At 65.1% G+C, this 14644-nt stretch carries 12 protein-coding genes; 6 read left to right on the plus strand and 6 right to left on the minus strand.

Going from position 1 to position 14644, the window contains the following annotated elements; all coding sequences use genetic code 11:
- Positions 1-229: 229 nt before the first annotated feature.
- Complete coding sequence (locus LHFGNBLO_RS27980) at positions 230-2344, plus strand: catalase (RefSeq protein WP_258602511.1); 2115 nt, start codon at positions 230-232, stop codon at positions 2342-2344.
- Positions 2345-2365: 21 nt separating this feature from the next.
- Here LHFGNBLO_RS27980 and LHFGNBLO_RS27985 read toward each other — a convergent pair whose 3' ends face one another.
- The 6 genes from LHFGNBLO_RS27985 to LHFGNBLO_RS28010 all read right to left on the minus strand — a co-directional run bounded on the left by LHFGNBLO_RS27985 (position 2366) and on the right by LHFGNBLO_RS28010 (position 8912).
- Complete coding sequence (locus LHFGNBLO_RS27985) at positions 2366-3256, minus strand: ribokinase (RefSeq protein ID WP_258602512.1); 891 nt, start codon at positions 3254-3256, stop codon at positions 2366-2368.
- On the minus strand, positions 3253-4128 hold the full coding sequence (locus LHFGNBLO_RS27990) for a MurR/RpiR family transcriptional regulator (protein ID WP_258602513.1): 876 nt from the start codon (positions 4126-4128) through the stop codon (positions 3253-3255). The genes LHFGNBLO_RS27985 and LHFGNBLO_RS27990 overlap by 4 nt, the downstream gene beginning before the upstream one ends.
- Positions 4125-5102, minus strand: coding sequence for an ABC transporter permease (locus LHFGNBLO_RS27995; protein ID WP_258602514.1), 978 nt, complete (start codon positions 5100-5102; stop codon positions 4125-4127). The genes LHFGNBLO_RS27990 and LHFGNBLO_RS27995 overlap by 4 nt, the downstream gene beginning before the upstream one ends.
- Entirely contained in the window at positions 5103-6626 is a 1524-nt protein-coding gene (locus tag LHFGNBLO_RS28000; protein ID WP_258602515.1) for a sugar ABC transporter ATP-binding protein, read from the minus strand.
- Between the two features lie 184 nt (positions 6627-6810).
- Entirely contained in the window at positions 6811-7863 is a 1053-nt protein-coding gene (locus LHFGNBLO_RS28005) for a substrate-binding domain-containing protein (protein WP_258602516.1), read from the minus strand.
- A gap of 47 nt (positions 7864-7910) precedes the next feature.
- Positions 7911-8912, minus strand: coding sequence for a sugar phosphate isomerase/epimerase family protein (locus LHFGNBLO_RS28010; RefSeq protein WP_258602517.1), 1002 nt, complete (start codon positions 8910-8912; stop codon positions 7911-7913).
- 242 nt (positions 8913-9154) lie between these two features.
- Here LHFGNBLO_RS28010 and LHFGNBLO_RS28015 point away from each other — a divergent pair, with 242 nt between their 5' ends.
- The 5 genes from LHFGNBLO_RS28015 to LHFGNBLO_RS28035 are packed head-to-tail and all read left to right on the plus strand — an operon-like array spanning position 9155 to position 14639.
- A complete protein-coding gene (locus LHFGNBLO_RS28015; RefSeq protein WP_258602518.1) occupies positions 9155-10405 on the plus strand; it encodes a flavin-containing monooxygenase in 1251 nt (416 codons plus the stop codon).
- Between the two features lie 16 nt (positions 10406-10421).
- Positions 10422-11024 carry a CDP-alcohol phosphatidyltransferase family protein gene (locus LHFGNBLO_RS28020; RefSeq protein ID WP_258602519.1) on the plus strand — a complete coding sequence of 201 codons (603 nt, stop codon included), beginning with the start codon at positions 10422-10424 and terminating at the stop codon, positions 11022-11024.
- Between the two features lie 38 nt (positions 11025-11062).
- Entirely contained in the window at positions 11063-12841 is a 1779-nt protein-coding gene (locus LHFGNBLO_RS28025; protein WP_258609931.1) for a bifunctional alpha/beta hydrolase/class I SAM-dependent methyltransferase, read from the plus strand.
- 35 nt (positions 12842-12876) lie between these two features.
- Entirely contained in the window at positions 12877-14208 is a 1332-nt protein-coding gene (locus LHFGNBLO_RS28030; RefSeq protein ID WP_258609932.1) for a serine/threonine protein phosphatase, read from the plus strand.
- On the plus strand, positions 14205-14639 hold the full coding sequence (locus tag LHFGNBLO_RS28035) for a hypothetical protein (RefSeq protein ID WP_258602520.1): 435 nt from the start codon (positions 14205-14207) through the stop codon (positions 14637-14639). The genes LHFGNBLO_RS28030 and LHFGNBLO_RS28035 overlap by 4 nt, the downstream gene beginning before the upstream one ends.
- The last annotated feature ends 5 nt before the right edge of the window (positions 14640-14644 follow it).

Consider the following 14644-nt stretch of genomic DNA (forward strand, 5'->3'; position numbering starts at 1 on the left):
TGGCCGCGATCCTTTTGCAGAAGGCCGACCCCAATCGGCCTGCTGCATTCCAATCGAGAGACCATGACCACCATGTTCAGAACCACAACCGGCCGCGGCATCGGCCTCCGACAGCCACCACGTCGCGATGCATGGCAGCCTGCAATTACAGACCATCGATCGCGGAACCCTACGATGTGCAAAGCATTGTGAAGAGGTGCAATCCCGCACCGCTCACAAGGAACATGCCATGGCAAAGTCGTCGCGCAACCCGAACGGCACGCTTGCTGCCATTCACGATCAAAAGCTGATGCGCGGCGAAGGCGGCGAACTTCACCAGACCGCCGAGGGCGATGTGCCGGTGCTGACCACGGCGCAAGGCGGCCCGGTCTCGGATGACCAGAACTCGCTGAAGATCGGCGCACGTGGTCCGACGGTTCTCGAAGACTTTCATTTCCGCGAGAAGATTTTCCATTTCGATCACGAGCGCATACCCGAGCGCGTGGTCCATGCGCGCGGCTACGGCGCGCACGGCTATTTCGAAACCTATGATTCCCTGGCCAAATACACGCGTGCCGACATCTTCCAGCGCGCCGGCGAAAAGACCCCGGCCTTCGTGCGCTTCTCCACTGTCGCCGGCAGCAAAGGCTCGGTCGATCTGGCGCGCGACGTGCGCGGCTTCGCGGTCAAGCTCTACACGCAGGAAGGCAACTGGGACATTGTCGGCAACAACATCCCGGTGTTCTTCATCCAGGACGCCATCAAGTTTCCGGATCTCGTCCATTCGGTCAAGGAAGAGCCCGATCGTGCCTTCCCACAGGCGCAGTCGGCACATGACAATTTCTGGGATTTCATCTCGCTGACACCCGAAAGCATGCACATGATCATGTGGGTGATGTCGGACCGCGCCATTCCGCGCTCCTTCCGCTTCATGGAGGGTTTTGGCGTCCACACCTTCCGGATGGTCAATGCCAAGGACGAATCCACCTTCGTCAAGTTTCACTGGAAGCCGAAGCTCGGCCTGCAGTCGGTGGCCTGGAACGAGGCGGTGAAGATCAACGGCGCCGACCCCGACTTCCATCGTCGCGATCTGTGGGACTCGATCCAGGCCGGCAATTTTCCGGAGTGGGAGCTGCAGCTGCAATTGTTCGACCAGGAGTTCGCCGACAGCTTCGACTTCGACGTGCTCGACGCCACCAAGCTGATCCCCGAGGAAATCCTGGCGCCAATCCCGGTCGGTCGCCTGGTGCTCGACCGCATGCCCGACAATTTCTTCGCCGAGACCGAACAGGTTGCGTTCATGACGCAGAATGTCCCGCCCGGTATCGACTTCTCCAACGACCCGCTGCTGCAGGGGCGGAATTTTTCCTATCTCGACACCCAGCTGAAGCGGCTCGGCGGACCCAATTTCACGCATATCCCGATCAACGCGCCAAAATGCCCGTTCCATCATTTCCAGCAGGACGGCCACATGGCGATGCGCAATCCGGTCGGCAGGGTGAACTACCAGCCCAATTCCTTCGGTGAAGGCCCAAGGGAGTCTCCGGAACGCGGTTTCCGCCCGTTTGCCGAGGCCGAACAAGGTCCCAAGCAGCGCATCCGCGCCGAGAGTTTCGCCGATCACTACAGTCAGGCCCGGCAGTTCTACATCAGTCAGACACCGACGGAGCAAGGACACATCGCAGCCGCCCTGACCTTCGAACTGAGCAAGGTGAAGACTGCGGTCATTCGCGAACGCATGGTTTCGCACCTTCTCAACATCGATGACGGGCTTGCCAAGAAGGTCAGCGCCGATCTCGGATTTAAGGCGATGCCGAAACCCGCCGATGCGGCTATTGCCACCCGCCGGGATCTGGCCACCGCGCCCTCGCTCAGCATCCTGGCAAACGGTCCCGATCGTTTCGAGGGCCGCAAGCTCGGAATCCTCGTCACCGACGGCACCGACGCCGCGCTCGTCAAGGCGCTGACGTCGGCATTGGCCAAGGCCGGCGCCAGTTTCGAGATCATCGCTCCGAAGGTTGGCGGCGCGAAAGCCAGTGACGGCAGCCTCATCGAAGCGGATCAAATGCTCGCGGGCGCTCCATCCGTCCTCTACGACGCGATTGCGCTGCTGCCGTCGGCAAGCGTCATGGCGGATCTGATCAAGGAATCGACCGCCCGCGACTTCGTCGCCGACGCTTTTGCGCATTGCAAATTCATCGGCTACGTCGAGGCCGCTACGCCGCTGTTCGAGAAAGCGGGCATCGCCGACAGTCTCGATGACGGCGTCGTTGCACTGTCCGGTCCGAAAGATGTCGCCGGCTTCATGACCAAGCTCGGCGCCCTGCGTTTGTGGGATCGGGAACCCAAGGTGAAGATGTCCTAGAGCGATCGGTAGAGCCGCCGCTCAGAGCGCGCCGCGTTCCTGTTCCGGCGTGGAGACCAGCAAGGCCGCCGCGGCATTGGCCGCGGCGATGGCCGCCTCGATGGGCTCTCCACGGGCAAGCCCTGCCGCAAAGGCGCCGACGAATTCGTCGCCGGCGCCATGGGTGCTGACGACTTTCACCGGGATGGCGGCCAGCGCGAACGCCTGGCCATCGCGGTGGCAATAGGCGACGCCCTCCCCACCCGCCGTCACGATGGCGGCCGGATAGACATCGACCAGACGGCGAGCCGCTTCCCCCGCGCCGTCGAGCGTGTCGACCACCGGAACGCCGGCAAGGAATTCCGCCTCGATGGCGTTGACGATGACGATGTCGACCAGCACGATCAGGTCGTCGGAGAGTTTGCGCGCCGGTGCGGCGTTGAGCACGACGCGGCCGCCGGCTGCCTTGATAGCGCGGGCGGCGGCGATGTTGGCGGCTTCGGGCACCTCGTTCTGCTGCAGCAGCACCGCAGTCTGCACCACCACGTCAGCCGCCGCTGCGATGTCCTTTTCGCCCAGAGTGAGATTGCTGCCGGAGACGATCACGGCGCCATAGTCGCCGCCCTCGTCGAAGATCGCCACGCTCAGGCCCGAGCCGGCTCCGACTGCCACCCGCACGAAGCGGCGGTCGACGCGGTTACGGTCGAGATTGTCCAGCAGCGCCTTGCCGAAATCGTCATCGCCGACCGCGCCGATCATCGCTGCGGGCACGCCCGCGCGGGCCACTGAGACAGCCTGGTTGCCGCCCTTGCCGCCGCATTTCGGATGCCAGGCGTGGCCAGTCACCGTCTCGCCCTTGCGTGGGCGGTCGGGTGCCTCGACCATGATGTCGTAATGCAGGCTGCCGAATACGGTCACCAAAGGCGGCGTCATGTGCCCCGGTCTTTCCGCTTCGATGTCACCGCCGACATGGTGCGGCCGAGATTGCGTTCCGCCGCCTGGTAGTCGCGCTGCGCCACCGCCACGAACAGCGCGTCGAGAATGTTGAGCTGGGCGATGCGCGCCGCCGCGTTTTCGCCCATCAGCGGCGAGCCCTGCGCGGTCGAGCACAGCACGATGTCGGCGATCTGCGCCAGCGGCGAGTTGTCGTAATTGGTGATGGCCAGCGTGCGCGCGCCGCTCTTGCGGGCGAGATGGATGGCGTCGATGACGGCTGAGGTGTTGCCGGAATGTGAAAAGCCGACGGCGATGTCGTCGGCGCCGAGCAGCGAGGCCGACATCAGCATCATGTGCGAGTCGTCATAGACCGAGGCGCGGATGCCGATGCGCAGGAATTTGTGCGAGACGTCGCGCGCGATCTGGGCCGAGCCGCCGACGCCGTAGAAGTCGCGGTTTTTGGCGCGGTAGAGCAGATCGGCGGCGCGGTCGAAATCCTCCATGTCGAGGATCGCCAGCGTCTCCTCCAGCGCATGGATCGAGGTGCGGAACACTTTTTGCACGATCTCGGCCGAGCTGTCGTCGACCGACAATTCCTGGTGCATCTCGGCGGTCGGCAGGCGGCTGTATTCATAGACGGCGGTGCGAAAGTCGCGATAGCCGGAGAAGCCGAGTTTCTTGGCGATCTTGACCACCATCGCTTCCGACACGCCGGCCTCCTCGGCGATCTGCTTCAGCGGAATGGTCTCGTCGAAGCCGCGCCGGCCAAAAACGGTTTCCACCACCTTGGCCTCGAGCGGCGTGAGATGCGGCATCATCATGCGGATGCGCGGTCCTACGGCTTTCAGATCGAGATTGCTCAACGTCATCCACGTCCCCTCGTCACGCGATCGATAAGCATCGCGGCGAGGATTATAAGGCCAGTTGCCAGCAGCTGATAGAAGGACTGGACATTCATCAGCGTCAGGCCGTTGCGCATGGTGCCGAGGATGACGGCGCCCAGAATGGTGCCGACGACACTGCCCTTGCCGCCCATCAGCGAGGCGCCGCCGATGGCCGCCGCGGCGATGGCGTCGAGCTCCCAGAGATTGCCCAAAATGGGCTCGGCCGCACCCAGCCGGCCAATCAAGATCTGCGCGGCAAGTGCTGCCAGCAGGCCCGAGATCATGTAGGCGGCGATCTTGGTTCGGGCGATCGGCACGCCGGCGATGTAGGCCGCCTCCTCATTGCCGCCGACGGCGAGCAGATATTCGCCGAACGGCGTCTTCTTGAGGATGATCCAGGCAATCAGCGCGACGCAGGCGACGATGATGACCGACAGCGGCAGCCCGAACAGCGAGCCGTTGAAGATGGCGCGGAAATCGGCCGGCAGACCAAGCACCGGATTGCCGCCGGTGTAGATCAGCGCCAGCGCCCGGTAGGTGCTGAGCGTTCCCAATGTGACGATGAAGGGTTGCAGCCCGACATAGGCGACGAGCACGCCGTTGAGCAGGCCGCACAGCAGACCGATGGCGAAGCCGGCGGCGATGGCCAGTGGAAACGGCACGCCGGCGACCAGCATCGAGGCCGAGATGACGGCCGAAAGGGCCGCCGTCGGCCCGACGGAGAGGTCGATGCCGCCGGAAATGATCACCAGCGTCATGCCCAGCGCCAGACAGGCATTGATACTCGACTGCTGCAGGATGTTGATCAGATTGCGCTCGGCAAAGAAGCCCGGCACCAGCGCGCCGAAGACGGCGAGGATGACGATCAGGCCGATCAGCGTGCCGGCGTCGCGCATGGAAAACCGGTGCAGGAAATCCGCCTTGGGCCGCGTTGCTGTATTTTCCGATATGTCCGTCATCTACTGCCTTGCCTGCGGTCCGGTTTTGCCGGCCTGCATTTGCGTTTGTGGTATGGCATGCGCCGCGATCGCCTGTTCGCTGAGACTTGCCCGGTCGAGCTCGGCAGCGACCGTGCCGTCGCGCATGACCAGCACGCGGTCGGCAAGCCGGATCACCTCGGGAAGCTCCGACGACACGACGACCACCGAATGGCCCTCGGCGGCGAGCTCCTCGATCAAATGATAAATCTCCGCCTTGGCGCCGACATCGATGCCGCGCGTCGGCTCGTCGAACAAAAGGATGCGCGTTCCCGCCGCCAGCCAGCGGCCGATGATCGCCTTCTGCTGGTTGCCGCCGCTGAACAGGCGGATCGGCCGGTCGAGCAGGAACGGCCGCAGATTGACGCGGCTCATCTTCTCGCTAGCCACCCGTTTCAGCCGGCGATGATCGATGACGCCGCGCGGCGCGAACACGCCCATCGAAGCCAGCGCCATGTTGCTCGAGATGGAGCGCAGCGGCACGATGCCTTCGCGCTTGCGCTCCTCCGGCACCAGGCCGATGCCGGCGGCGATGGCGTCGCGCGGGGTGGAAAGTTTTGTGGCCTTGCCGTCGATCTCGACGGTGCCTGCCGAGGCGCAGTCGGCGCCGGCCAGCAGCCGCAACAGTTCGGTACGGCCCGATCCGACCAGGCCGGCAATGCCTAGCACCTCGCCGCGATGCAGGTCGAAGGAAGCATCGCGGACCTTGGTCGCTGAGGCCAGGCCGCGCACGCTGAGCCTGACATCAGTGGTCGCATGGGAGTGGTGCTGTTCCTGCGCCAGTTCGCGCCCGACCATCATCGCGACGACGGCTTTCTCCGACACCTGCGCGAGATCGACTGAATCAACGACGACACCGTCACGCATGATGGTGGCGCGCTGGCAGATGCCGAATACTTCGTCCAGCTTGTGCGAGACATAGACGACGGCGACACCGTCGCGGGCCAGCCCGGCGATGACTTGCGCCAGGCGCTCGAATTCGCTCGGCGTCAGGCTCGATGTCGGCTCGTCCATGGCCACAATGCTGGCGCGGTCGAGCAACGCGCGGGCGATCTCGACGATCTGCCGCTGCGCCACCTTCAGGCTGCCGAGCGGCGCTGCCGGATCGATGGATGGATCGATTGCCGCAAGGGCTTCAGCGGCGCGGCGCTCCTGCTCGCGCCGTGCCACGAAGATGCCGCCGCGCGTCAGCGGATGACCGAGAAACATATTCTGGGCGACGCTGAGCCGCGGTACCTGCTGCAATTCCTGGTGGATCATGGCGACGCCCGCGGCGCGGGCCGCGACCGGGTTGTTCAGCGTCACCGGCTTGCCGTCGATCAGCACGCTTCCCGTCGTCGGCCGGTAGACCCCCGACAGGATGCGCAGCAGCGTCGACTTGCCGGCGCCATTCTCACCGAGCAGGCCATGGATTTCGCCGGCGCCGACCGCGAAGGACACATCACTGAGCGCCCGTACGGCCGGAAACAGCTTGGAAATACCTGCGAATTGCAGCCGAGGTGACATTGTTTTTTCTCCAGGCGGATCCGTCAAAGCCCCCTCACCCAGCCTCCGCTTCGCTCGGCTGACCTCTCCCCGAGGGGAGAGGAGATCGCCAGCGTTAGCGCCAGCCTCTTCTCCCCAGCGGGGAGAAGGTGGCCGCGAAGCGGCCGGATGAGGGGAATGCGACAGCCCCGGTTGCCGATCCGCTCTACTGGCCCGCCGCCGCGTCCTCGAGCAGCGCCTTGCGTGCACCGGGGCCGGAATAGCGGTCGGCATTGTCCTTGGTGATCAGCGCCTGCGGCGTGGCGACGACGCGTGGCAGCTTCTGGCCAGCAACGAGGCGCAGCGCCGATTCCAGCGCCACTTCGCCGGTCAGTACCGGGAAGCTGTCGACCGTGCCGGTCAGTTCGCCGGCGCGGATCGAGGCATAGGCGTCGGAGATGCCGTCGGTGCCGAAGACGGCGACCTTGTCCTGCAGGCCGGCGGCCTTCACCGCCTCGACGATGCCCAGCGCCATGCCGTCATTGTTGGCATAGAAGCCGATCAGGTCAGGGTGCTGCTGCAGGATGTTGGTGGCGGCGTCGTAGGAGGTCTGGCGGTCCCAGTTGCCGGGCACGCTGGCGACGACCTCGAACTTGCCGCCTTCGGTGATGGTGGACTTGAAGCCGTCGGTGCGCTGGACGGCGGCATAGACGCCGGCCTGGCCTTCGACGATAGCGACCTTGCCGCCATCCGGCCGGTTCTTGATGAACCATTTGGCGACGCGCACGCCATTGTCGCGCTGGACGTTGCCGACATAGTGTTCGGCCTGCGGGATGACCGCGTCATTGACGTTGACCACCGGCACGTTGGCGGCCTTGGCCTGTTCGATGATCGGCTGCAAATTGGAGTCGGTCTGCGGCGAGACGAGCAGCACGTTGTAGCCCTGCGTGACCAGGCCTTCGGCGATGGTGAGCTGTCCGAGCTGATCGCCTTCGCTCTGCGCCGCTTGATAGACGACGGGAACACCGACGCGATCGCCGAAGGACTTGTAGCCCTCACCCAGCGAGCGCCAGTACTCGTTGGTCAGCGTCTTGGAAACGGCGCCGGCCTTGGTGCCGTCGGGCAGTTTGGGGAAGGCCCCGAACTTGGCTTCCAGCTGCGACCAGTCGATGCGGTCCTTCTCGCTATCGGAGTTCAGCGGCGCGAGGTCGGCCGAGAATGCCGAGCCGATGGACAAGGCCATCAGGGCAGCGGTGGCGGCGGCAAGCAGAAGTTTCATGGTCATTCCTCCCTTGGTGAAAACGGCGTATGGCGACGCCGGGCGCTTCAGGTGTCTCCTGACGTCTCCGGACCGAGCATGGCTTCCTGGACGATGGCCTGCGACGTGACGGCGTCCTGGCTGTCCATGGCGGCGGACAGGCGGTTGTCCTTTTCCAGGCGGTCGACGACGCGCAGCATGCGCTTGACGGTGGCGATGTTGACTTCGCATTCGCGCACCGGATCGAGCCCGGTCATGTCGGGAAAAGTGTCGAAGTAGATGGCGCCGGCGTAGCCGTCGCGGCGGATCTGGCGCAGCAGCTCGATGGTCTGCAGCGTGTGCACCGCGCCGACCATCAGGCCGTCGTCGCGCTTGGCGTAGCCGTCGTTGAGATGCACGCCCAAAAGCTTGCTGTGGCGCGCGATGAGGGCTGCGGCGAACGCCGGCTGTTCGTCGGCATAAAGCACGTGGGCGAAATCGAGCGTGACGCCCAGATTGGGCAGGCCGACATCGCGGATCGCCAGCAAGGTCGTCGCCGCATCCGGCATCAGGCTGTAGGAACGCGGCTCGTTGGGCTTGTACTCCAGGCTGATCTGGCAATCGGGATCATGCGCGGCAACTTCACGAATCCCATCGATCTCGTGTTGCCAGAGCGTCGCATAGTCGGCCTGGAAGGCGTAATCGAAGCCATCCTGGCCGAGCCAGAGCGTCATGAGATTGGCGCCCGCCTCACGCGCAGCGTCGATGCCGGCCTTGGTCAGGTCGATGGCCTCGCGGCGCACAACCGGGTCCGGATTGGTGAAGGCGCCGAGCTTGAAGGCCGGGTTGGAGTAGTAGCGCATGGCAAAGCCATTGATGGAAAGCCCGAGATCGCCGAGCGCGCGGGCGATTTCCGTAGGCTTTTCACCGACATGGTCGGGAAAGTTGAGATCGAGGTCGGTCAGCCCGGCGACCTTGGCGGCCCGGGCGGCCATCTGCAGCATGGATGGCTTGCCAGCGAGATCAGGCCATTCGGCCTGCGGCCGCGAGGCAAAGGAATTCAGGCGGGTGGCGAAACGGTTGGTTGTCATGGTTGACCCTTCAGCGGTTTGTTACTTCACATAAATACGACTATTTGTAAAGTTCTCATTTTTGGGAACGGTGCACAGCGCGCACATCCTGCATAGCCGCACTCTTCGGCTGATGCCACGGCATCCATGCCGTGACATCAGAGCGGCGCAACGATGCGGATAGCAGTGCCGGCCCTTGCGTCATGGCCGCCGATTGACCAATCTCACCGACACTGTCATGAGCCGCGGTTGGGGGGTCGCAGATGAGCAGCAAGGCCGATATTCTCGATGCCGTCGTGATCGGCGCTGGCTGGGCCGGACTTGGCGTCAGCCATGCGCTGGCAAAAAAGGGCCTGCGTCATCGCCTGCTGGAGCGCGGCCGCATCGGCGAGACCTGGCGCACGCAGCGCTGGGACTCGTTCCGGATGAACACGCCCAATATGCAGACCGTCATGCCGGGAGACAGCTACCAGGGTTCGGACCCCGACGGCGTTCTCACGCGAGACGAATTCGTCGCGCTGTTGGAGGACTTTGCCGGGCGCAACGCCCTGCCCGTGCAGTCTGACACACCGGTGACCGAGCTTGCTGGCGACCAGCACAACGGCGCCTACCGCATAACCACGACGCGCGGCACGCTTTGGGCGCGCAACGTGGTGATCGCCAGCGGCAATCTGAACTGTGCGGTGCGCCCGTCTTGGGCGGCTGCGTTACCCCACAGCCTCGATCAGATCGACGCTTCAGGCTACCGCAGCGCGGCCGATCTGCGCAGCGGTGCCGTGCTGGTGGTCGGAAGCGGCCAGTCGGGCGCCCAGATAGCCGAAGATCTGGCGGAGGCTGGACGCAGCGTCTTCCTTGCCACCAGCCGGCTCGGACGCCTGCCACGCCGCTACCGGGGCCGCGACATCATGATCTGGCTGGTACTGAGCGGAATACTCGACGTGCCGCGAAAGGAACTCATCCAGCCTTCGGGCAAGATTCCAGCAAGGGCTTTGCTTGGGGCAACCCAGACTCTCAGCCTGCAATCGCTGAGCGCCCAAGGCGTCGTGCTGCTCGGCAGGTTCACCGGCCTCGTCGACCGCAGCCGACTCGCCTTTGCCGACGACGCCAAGGAGCACGTCCGCTTTGCCGACGAGGCCGCCGCCAATGTCAAACGTCTTATCGACGATTATATCCAGCGGACTCAAACCGACGCCCCCGCTGCGGAGCCCGACCCGGCGGAGACCATCGCCGCCCAGCTGCCGGACCCGCCTATCCGCTCGCTCGACCTCGCCGGCTCCGGCATCACTACGGTGATCTGGTGCACCGGCTTCCGCGGCGATTTCAGCTGGGTGCGGCTTGCCGGCCTGCTGGACGCGCAGGGCCAGCCAATGCTGGAGAACGGCCTCGCGGCGCTACCCGGCATCTATTTCGCCGGCCTGGATTTCGCCGCCACGCGCAAATCCGGCATCATATTGGCGATCGCCGAGGAAGCCACCCGCCTTGCCGAACACATCGCCGGGCGGACGCTGTCATGAGCTGCAGGGATCGCATATGCCGACGCTCTATGCACTGAAACCGGCCTTCCAGGCCAAGCTGCGGCCGCTGGCAGACCGGCTGGCCGCGGGCGGCGTCACCGCCAACCAGATCACGCTGCTTGCCGCTGTTCTGTCCATCGCCACCGGCTTTGTGGTCGCGGTGTTTGCCGAGCATCGCGCGGTCTTCCTGCTGATGCCGGTGGTGCTGTTCGCGCGCATGGCGCTGAATGCCATCGACGGGATGCTGGCGCGGGAACATGGCCAGGCCTCAAAGCTCGGCATGTATCTCAACGAACTCTGCGACGTCGTCTCCGACCTAGCGCTGATCCTGGCCTTTGCCGTCCTCTTCCCGGTCTGGGGCGTCGTCGCTTTTGCCATCGCCGCGGTTATCGTCGAATTCACCGGCGTCCTCGGCGTCGCCGCCGGCAGCGGGCGCAACTATGCCGGGCCGTTCGGCAAGAGCGACCGGGCGCTGGCGCTCGGCGTCATCGCCTTCCTCATCGCCTGCGGCCTGTGGGTCGAGGCGATAACGCCATTTGTGTTTCCGGCCATGGCTACACTGTCGCTGGCAACCGCCATCAACCGGATACGCAGCGGCCTTAGAGCGGGCGGCAACTGATGACAAATCGTCAGAGACCCGACCGCCAGAGGGACTACATGCTCCACGAACAGAACATCGCCGCCTCGCCAACCCAGCGGGTGGCGCAGGAACGCAGCTTCCATACGCATGACGGCACCGAGATCTTCTACCGCTACTGGCCGGCGGTCGGTGAGACCGCCAAGGGCGCCATCCTTTTGTTCCACCGCGGCCACGAGCATGGTGGCCGCATGGCGCATCTGGTCGATGAACTGGCCATGCCAAACCATGCCTTCTATGCCTGGGACGCGCGCGGCAATGGCCGCTCGGCCGGCGAACGCGGCTATGCGCCGTCGTTTGCCGCCCTGGTGCGCGACATTGACTGTTTCGTGCGCGAGATCGGCAAGGACGATTTTGGCCCGCGCGACGTAGCACTCATCGCGCAATCCTTCGGTGCCGTGCTCGCCGCCGCCTGGGTGCATGACTATGCGCCCGATATCCGCGCGCTGGTGGTGGCCTCGCCGGCCTTTTCGGTGAAGCTCTACGTGCCCTTCGCCAAGGAGGGCATTGCCCTGTGGCAAAAGATCAAGGGCCGCTTCTTCGTCAATTCCTACGTCAAGGCGAAGTTCCTGACGCATGACCCCGAGCGTATCGCCTCCTTCGAGGCCGACCCGCTGATCACGCGGCCGATCGCCTCCAACATACTTGTCGAGCTTTACGACCACGCCGCCCGCATCGTCTCGGATGCCCGCGCCATCACCGTGCCGACGCAGCTCTTGATCTCCGGCAGCGACTGGGTGGTGCGGCACGGGCCGCAGCACGAATTCTTCGTCAATCTCGCCAGCCCGGCTAAGGAGCGGCATGTGCTGCCCGGCTTCTTCCACGACACGCTGGGCGAGCGTGACCGCAGCCAGGCGCTCGACCTGATCCGACCGTTCCTGGAAAAGCAATTCGCCGCACCGGAGAAGAAGATCGACCTGACCGGCGCCGACCGTGCCGGCTACACACGCGACGAAGCCGACAAGCTGGCCTCGCCGCTGTCGCTTTTGTCGCCAAAAGGTCTCTACTGGGCGATGAGCCGCGCCTCGATCCGCACGGGCGCTTGGCTGTCGCCCGGCATGAAGACAGGCATCGTCACCGGCTTCGATTCCGGCTCGACGCTCGACTATGTCTACGAGAACGAGGCGCGGGGTATCGGCTTCGTCGGCCGCATGATCGACCGCACCTTTCTCGACGCCATCGGCTGGCGCGGCATTCGCCAGCGCAAGCTGCATCTGGAAGAGCTGATCGGCAACGCTGTCGCCACGCTGAAGGCGGCCGGCCGACCCGTCCACATCGTCGACATCGCCGCCGGCCATGGCCGCTATGTGCTCGACGCCGTGGCCAAATGCGCCGAGCCGCCGGCGAGTGTCAGGCTGCAGGACTATTCCGACATCAATGTCGGGCTGGGCTCGAAGATGATCGCCGGCCGGCATTTGCCGACCAGCGTCACCTTCCGCAAGGCCGATGCCTTTGATGCGACCATGCTCGCCGGGCTCGATCCGGCACCGGATCTCGCCATCGTTTCCGGACTTTACGAATTGTTTCCCGACAATGCGCTGATCGCTCGTTCGCTGGGTGGACTGGCCAAGGCGATGCAGCCCGGCAGCCTGCTCCTCTACACCAACCAGCCGTGGCATCCGCAGCTGGAGATGATCGCGCGCAGCCTGACCTCGCATCGCGGTGGCCAGGCCTGGGTGATGCGGCGGCGCACGCAAGGCGAGATGGACCAGCTGGTGACGGCGGCCGGCTTCGAGAAGCTCGACCAGCGCATCGACCAGTGGGGCATCTTCACCGTCTCGCTGGCGCGGCGTCTGTAGGAACCGGCCGCAGCATGCCGACCAGTGCCGACACCATGCAGCCTCCATCAAGCACAGCCGCCGAGCCCTATGGCCGCATCGTCGTCAGGGCAGCGCTGTGGCTCGCCTTCTTCGGACCGTTCTTCTACCTCAGCTACGGCTTCACCAACTGGCTGGCGTCGCAGCGCGATCATGTCGGCAGCATCGTGTTCTCCTGGGAGCACCACATCCCGTTCGTCGCCTGGACCATCGTGCCTTACTGGACGATCAATCTGTTGTTTTGCCTGTCGCTGCTGCTCAACGACAACAGGCAAGGGGTAGACAGGTTGGCGGGGCGTTACCTCACGGCACAAGCTGTCGCCTTCCCCTGTTTCATCCTGTTCCCGCTGACCGCGACCTTCGTGCGGCCGGAGACGACCGGCCTGTCGGGCTTTCTGTTCACCTTGCTCGGCGGCTTCGACAAGCCATTCAACGAGGCGCCCTCGCTGCACATCGCGCTGCTGGTCATCATTTGGGATCACTGGCGCCAAGCCCTGGGACGCCACCGTCTCGGCGGCGTTCTGAAACCCGTCTGGCACGCCTGGTGTTTCCTGATCGGCGCCTCGGTGCTGACGACATGGCAGCATCATTTCATCGACATCCCGACCGGCGCGCTGCTCGGCTTTTTTGCGCTCTGGCTGTTCCCGGCCAAGGGCGACCTGCCGTTCGCCGGTTTCCGCCTGACCGCCGATGCGAGGGCGCAGCGGCTGGCGCTGTTCTATGGCCTGGGTGCAACGCTGGCGCTGGCTGTAGCGGCTGCCGGTGCCTTTTTCTCGGCCGTCTCGCTCATCCTGTTGTGGCCGGCGCTGGCGCTGGCCATCGTCGCCTTCGCCTATGCCGGGGCCGGCACACGCGTGTTCCAGAAAGCGGCCGATGGCAGCGTGTCGCTGGCCAGCCGCGTTCTGCTTTGGCCCTTCCGGCTCGGCGCCAAGGTGAATATCTGGGCGTGGACGCGCAAGCTTGCACCGCAGGTGGCTGTTGCCGACGGCGTCTTCCTCGGCCGCTATCCAACCGTCCACGAGGCCAACGGCTTCGGCACGGTCATCGACCTTGCCGCCGAACTGGAGCGGCCGCGCGGCGTCACCAGTCGCTGGGTCAGCCATGACATGCTCGACCTGCTGCCACCGCATGCGGACATGCTGGACCGGGCAGAGGCGTCGATCGAACTGGCGCGCAGGCGCGGCACGGTGTTGGTCTGCTGCGCGCTCGGCTTCCAGCGCAGTGCTGCCGCTATCGCCGACTGGCTGGTTGTGACCGGCCGCTCGCACACCCCGGCGCAGGCGCGCAAAAAGCTCGCCGCGTCCGGCCGGCCAGTGCATCTTCACGCCGGGGTGGACGAACCAGCATGAATACCGAGCACTATCCCGAGAAGGCCGAGGCATTCGCCGCCGGGCTGATGGTGCAGGCGGCGTGGCCGGTGCTGCTGGTCGCTGCTGCGGTCATGGCGGCGCCGGTCATCGGCCTGGTGGCCGGACCGCAGGCGGCGCCAGTGTCAGCGGTGGCCTGGCTGGTTGCCGCAGTGAGCGCCGTGGCCACCCTCGCTGTCTCTGCCTTGCTGCTGTTCGACGCGCTGCTTTTCCGCCTGATGGCCAGCCACGCCAGCGAGGCCGGCGGCGGTGCCGCGGTCGACGATGTGCTGGCGCGCATGCAGCTGAAACCCACCCCTGCCGGCGGCCGCACGCTGGACCAGCGCATGGCAGGCACGCGCCGGCTGCTTACGAAGCAGCGCATCGCGTTCGCCCTGTTTGCGGCGGCGTCGCTCGTCGCGGCATTTGTTTGAGCCCA

Source organism: Mesorhizobium sp. AR10 (genome assembly GCF_024746795.1).
Taxonomy (GTDB): Bacteria; Pseudomonadota; Alphaproteobacteria; order Rhizobiales; family Rhizobiaceae; genus Mesorhizobium.

Bases quoted from the DNA above. Each gene is read 5' to 3' on its own strand.
- LHFGNBLO_RS28035 (WP_258602520.1), top strand. From the start codon at position 14,205: ATGAATACCGAGCACTATCCCGAGAAGGCCGAGGCATTCGCCGCCGGG.
- LHFGNBLO_RS27995 (WP_258602514.1), bottom strand. From the start codon at position 5,102: ATGACGGACATATCGGAAAATACAGCAACGCGGCCCAAGGCGGATTTC.
- LHFGNBLO_RS28020 (WP_258602519.1), top strand. From the start codon at position 10,422: ATGCCGACGCTCTATGCACTGAAACCGGCCTTCCAGGCCAAGCTGCGG.
- LHFGNBLO_RS28010 (WP_258602517.1), bottom strand. From the start codon at position 8,912: ATGACAACCAACCGTTTCGCCACCCGCCTGAATTCCTTTGCCTCGCGG.
- LHFGNBLO_RS28015 (WP_258602518.1), top strand. From the start codon at position 9,155: ATGAGCAGCAAGGCCGATATTCTCGATGCCGTCGTGATCGGCGCTGGC.
- LHFGNBLO_RS27990 (WP_258602513.1), bottom strand. From the start codon at position 4,128: ATGACGTTGAGCAATCTCGATCTGAAAGCCGTAGGACCGCGCATCCGC.
- LHFGNBLO_RS28005 (WP_258602516.1), bottom strand. From the start codon at position 7,863: ATGAAACTTCTGCTTGCCGCCGCCACCGCTGCCCTGATGGCCTTGTCC.
- LHFGNBLO_RS27980 (WP_258602511.1), top strand. From the start codon at position 230: ATGGCAAAGTCGTCGCGCAACCCGAACGGCACGCTTGCTGCCATTCAC.
- LHFGNBLO_RS27985 (WP_258602512.1), bottom strand. From the start codon at position 3,256: ATGACGCCGCCTTTGGTGACCGTATTCGGCAGCCTGCATTACGACATC.
- LHFGNBLO_RS28030 (WP_258609932.1), top strand. From the start codon at position 12,877: ATGCAGCCTCCATCAAGCACAGCCGCCGAGCCCTATGGCCGCATCGTC.
- LHFGNBLO_RS28000 (WP_258602515.1), bottom strand. From the start codon at position 6,626: ATGTCACCTCGGCTGCAATTCGCAGGTATTTCCAAGCTGTTTCCGGCC.
- LHFGNBLO_RS28025 (WP_258609931.1), top strand. From the start codon at position 11,063: ATGCTCCACGAACAGAACATCGCCGCCTCGCCAACCCAGCGGGTGGCG.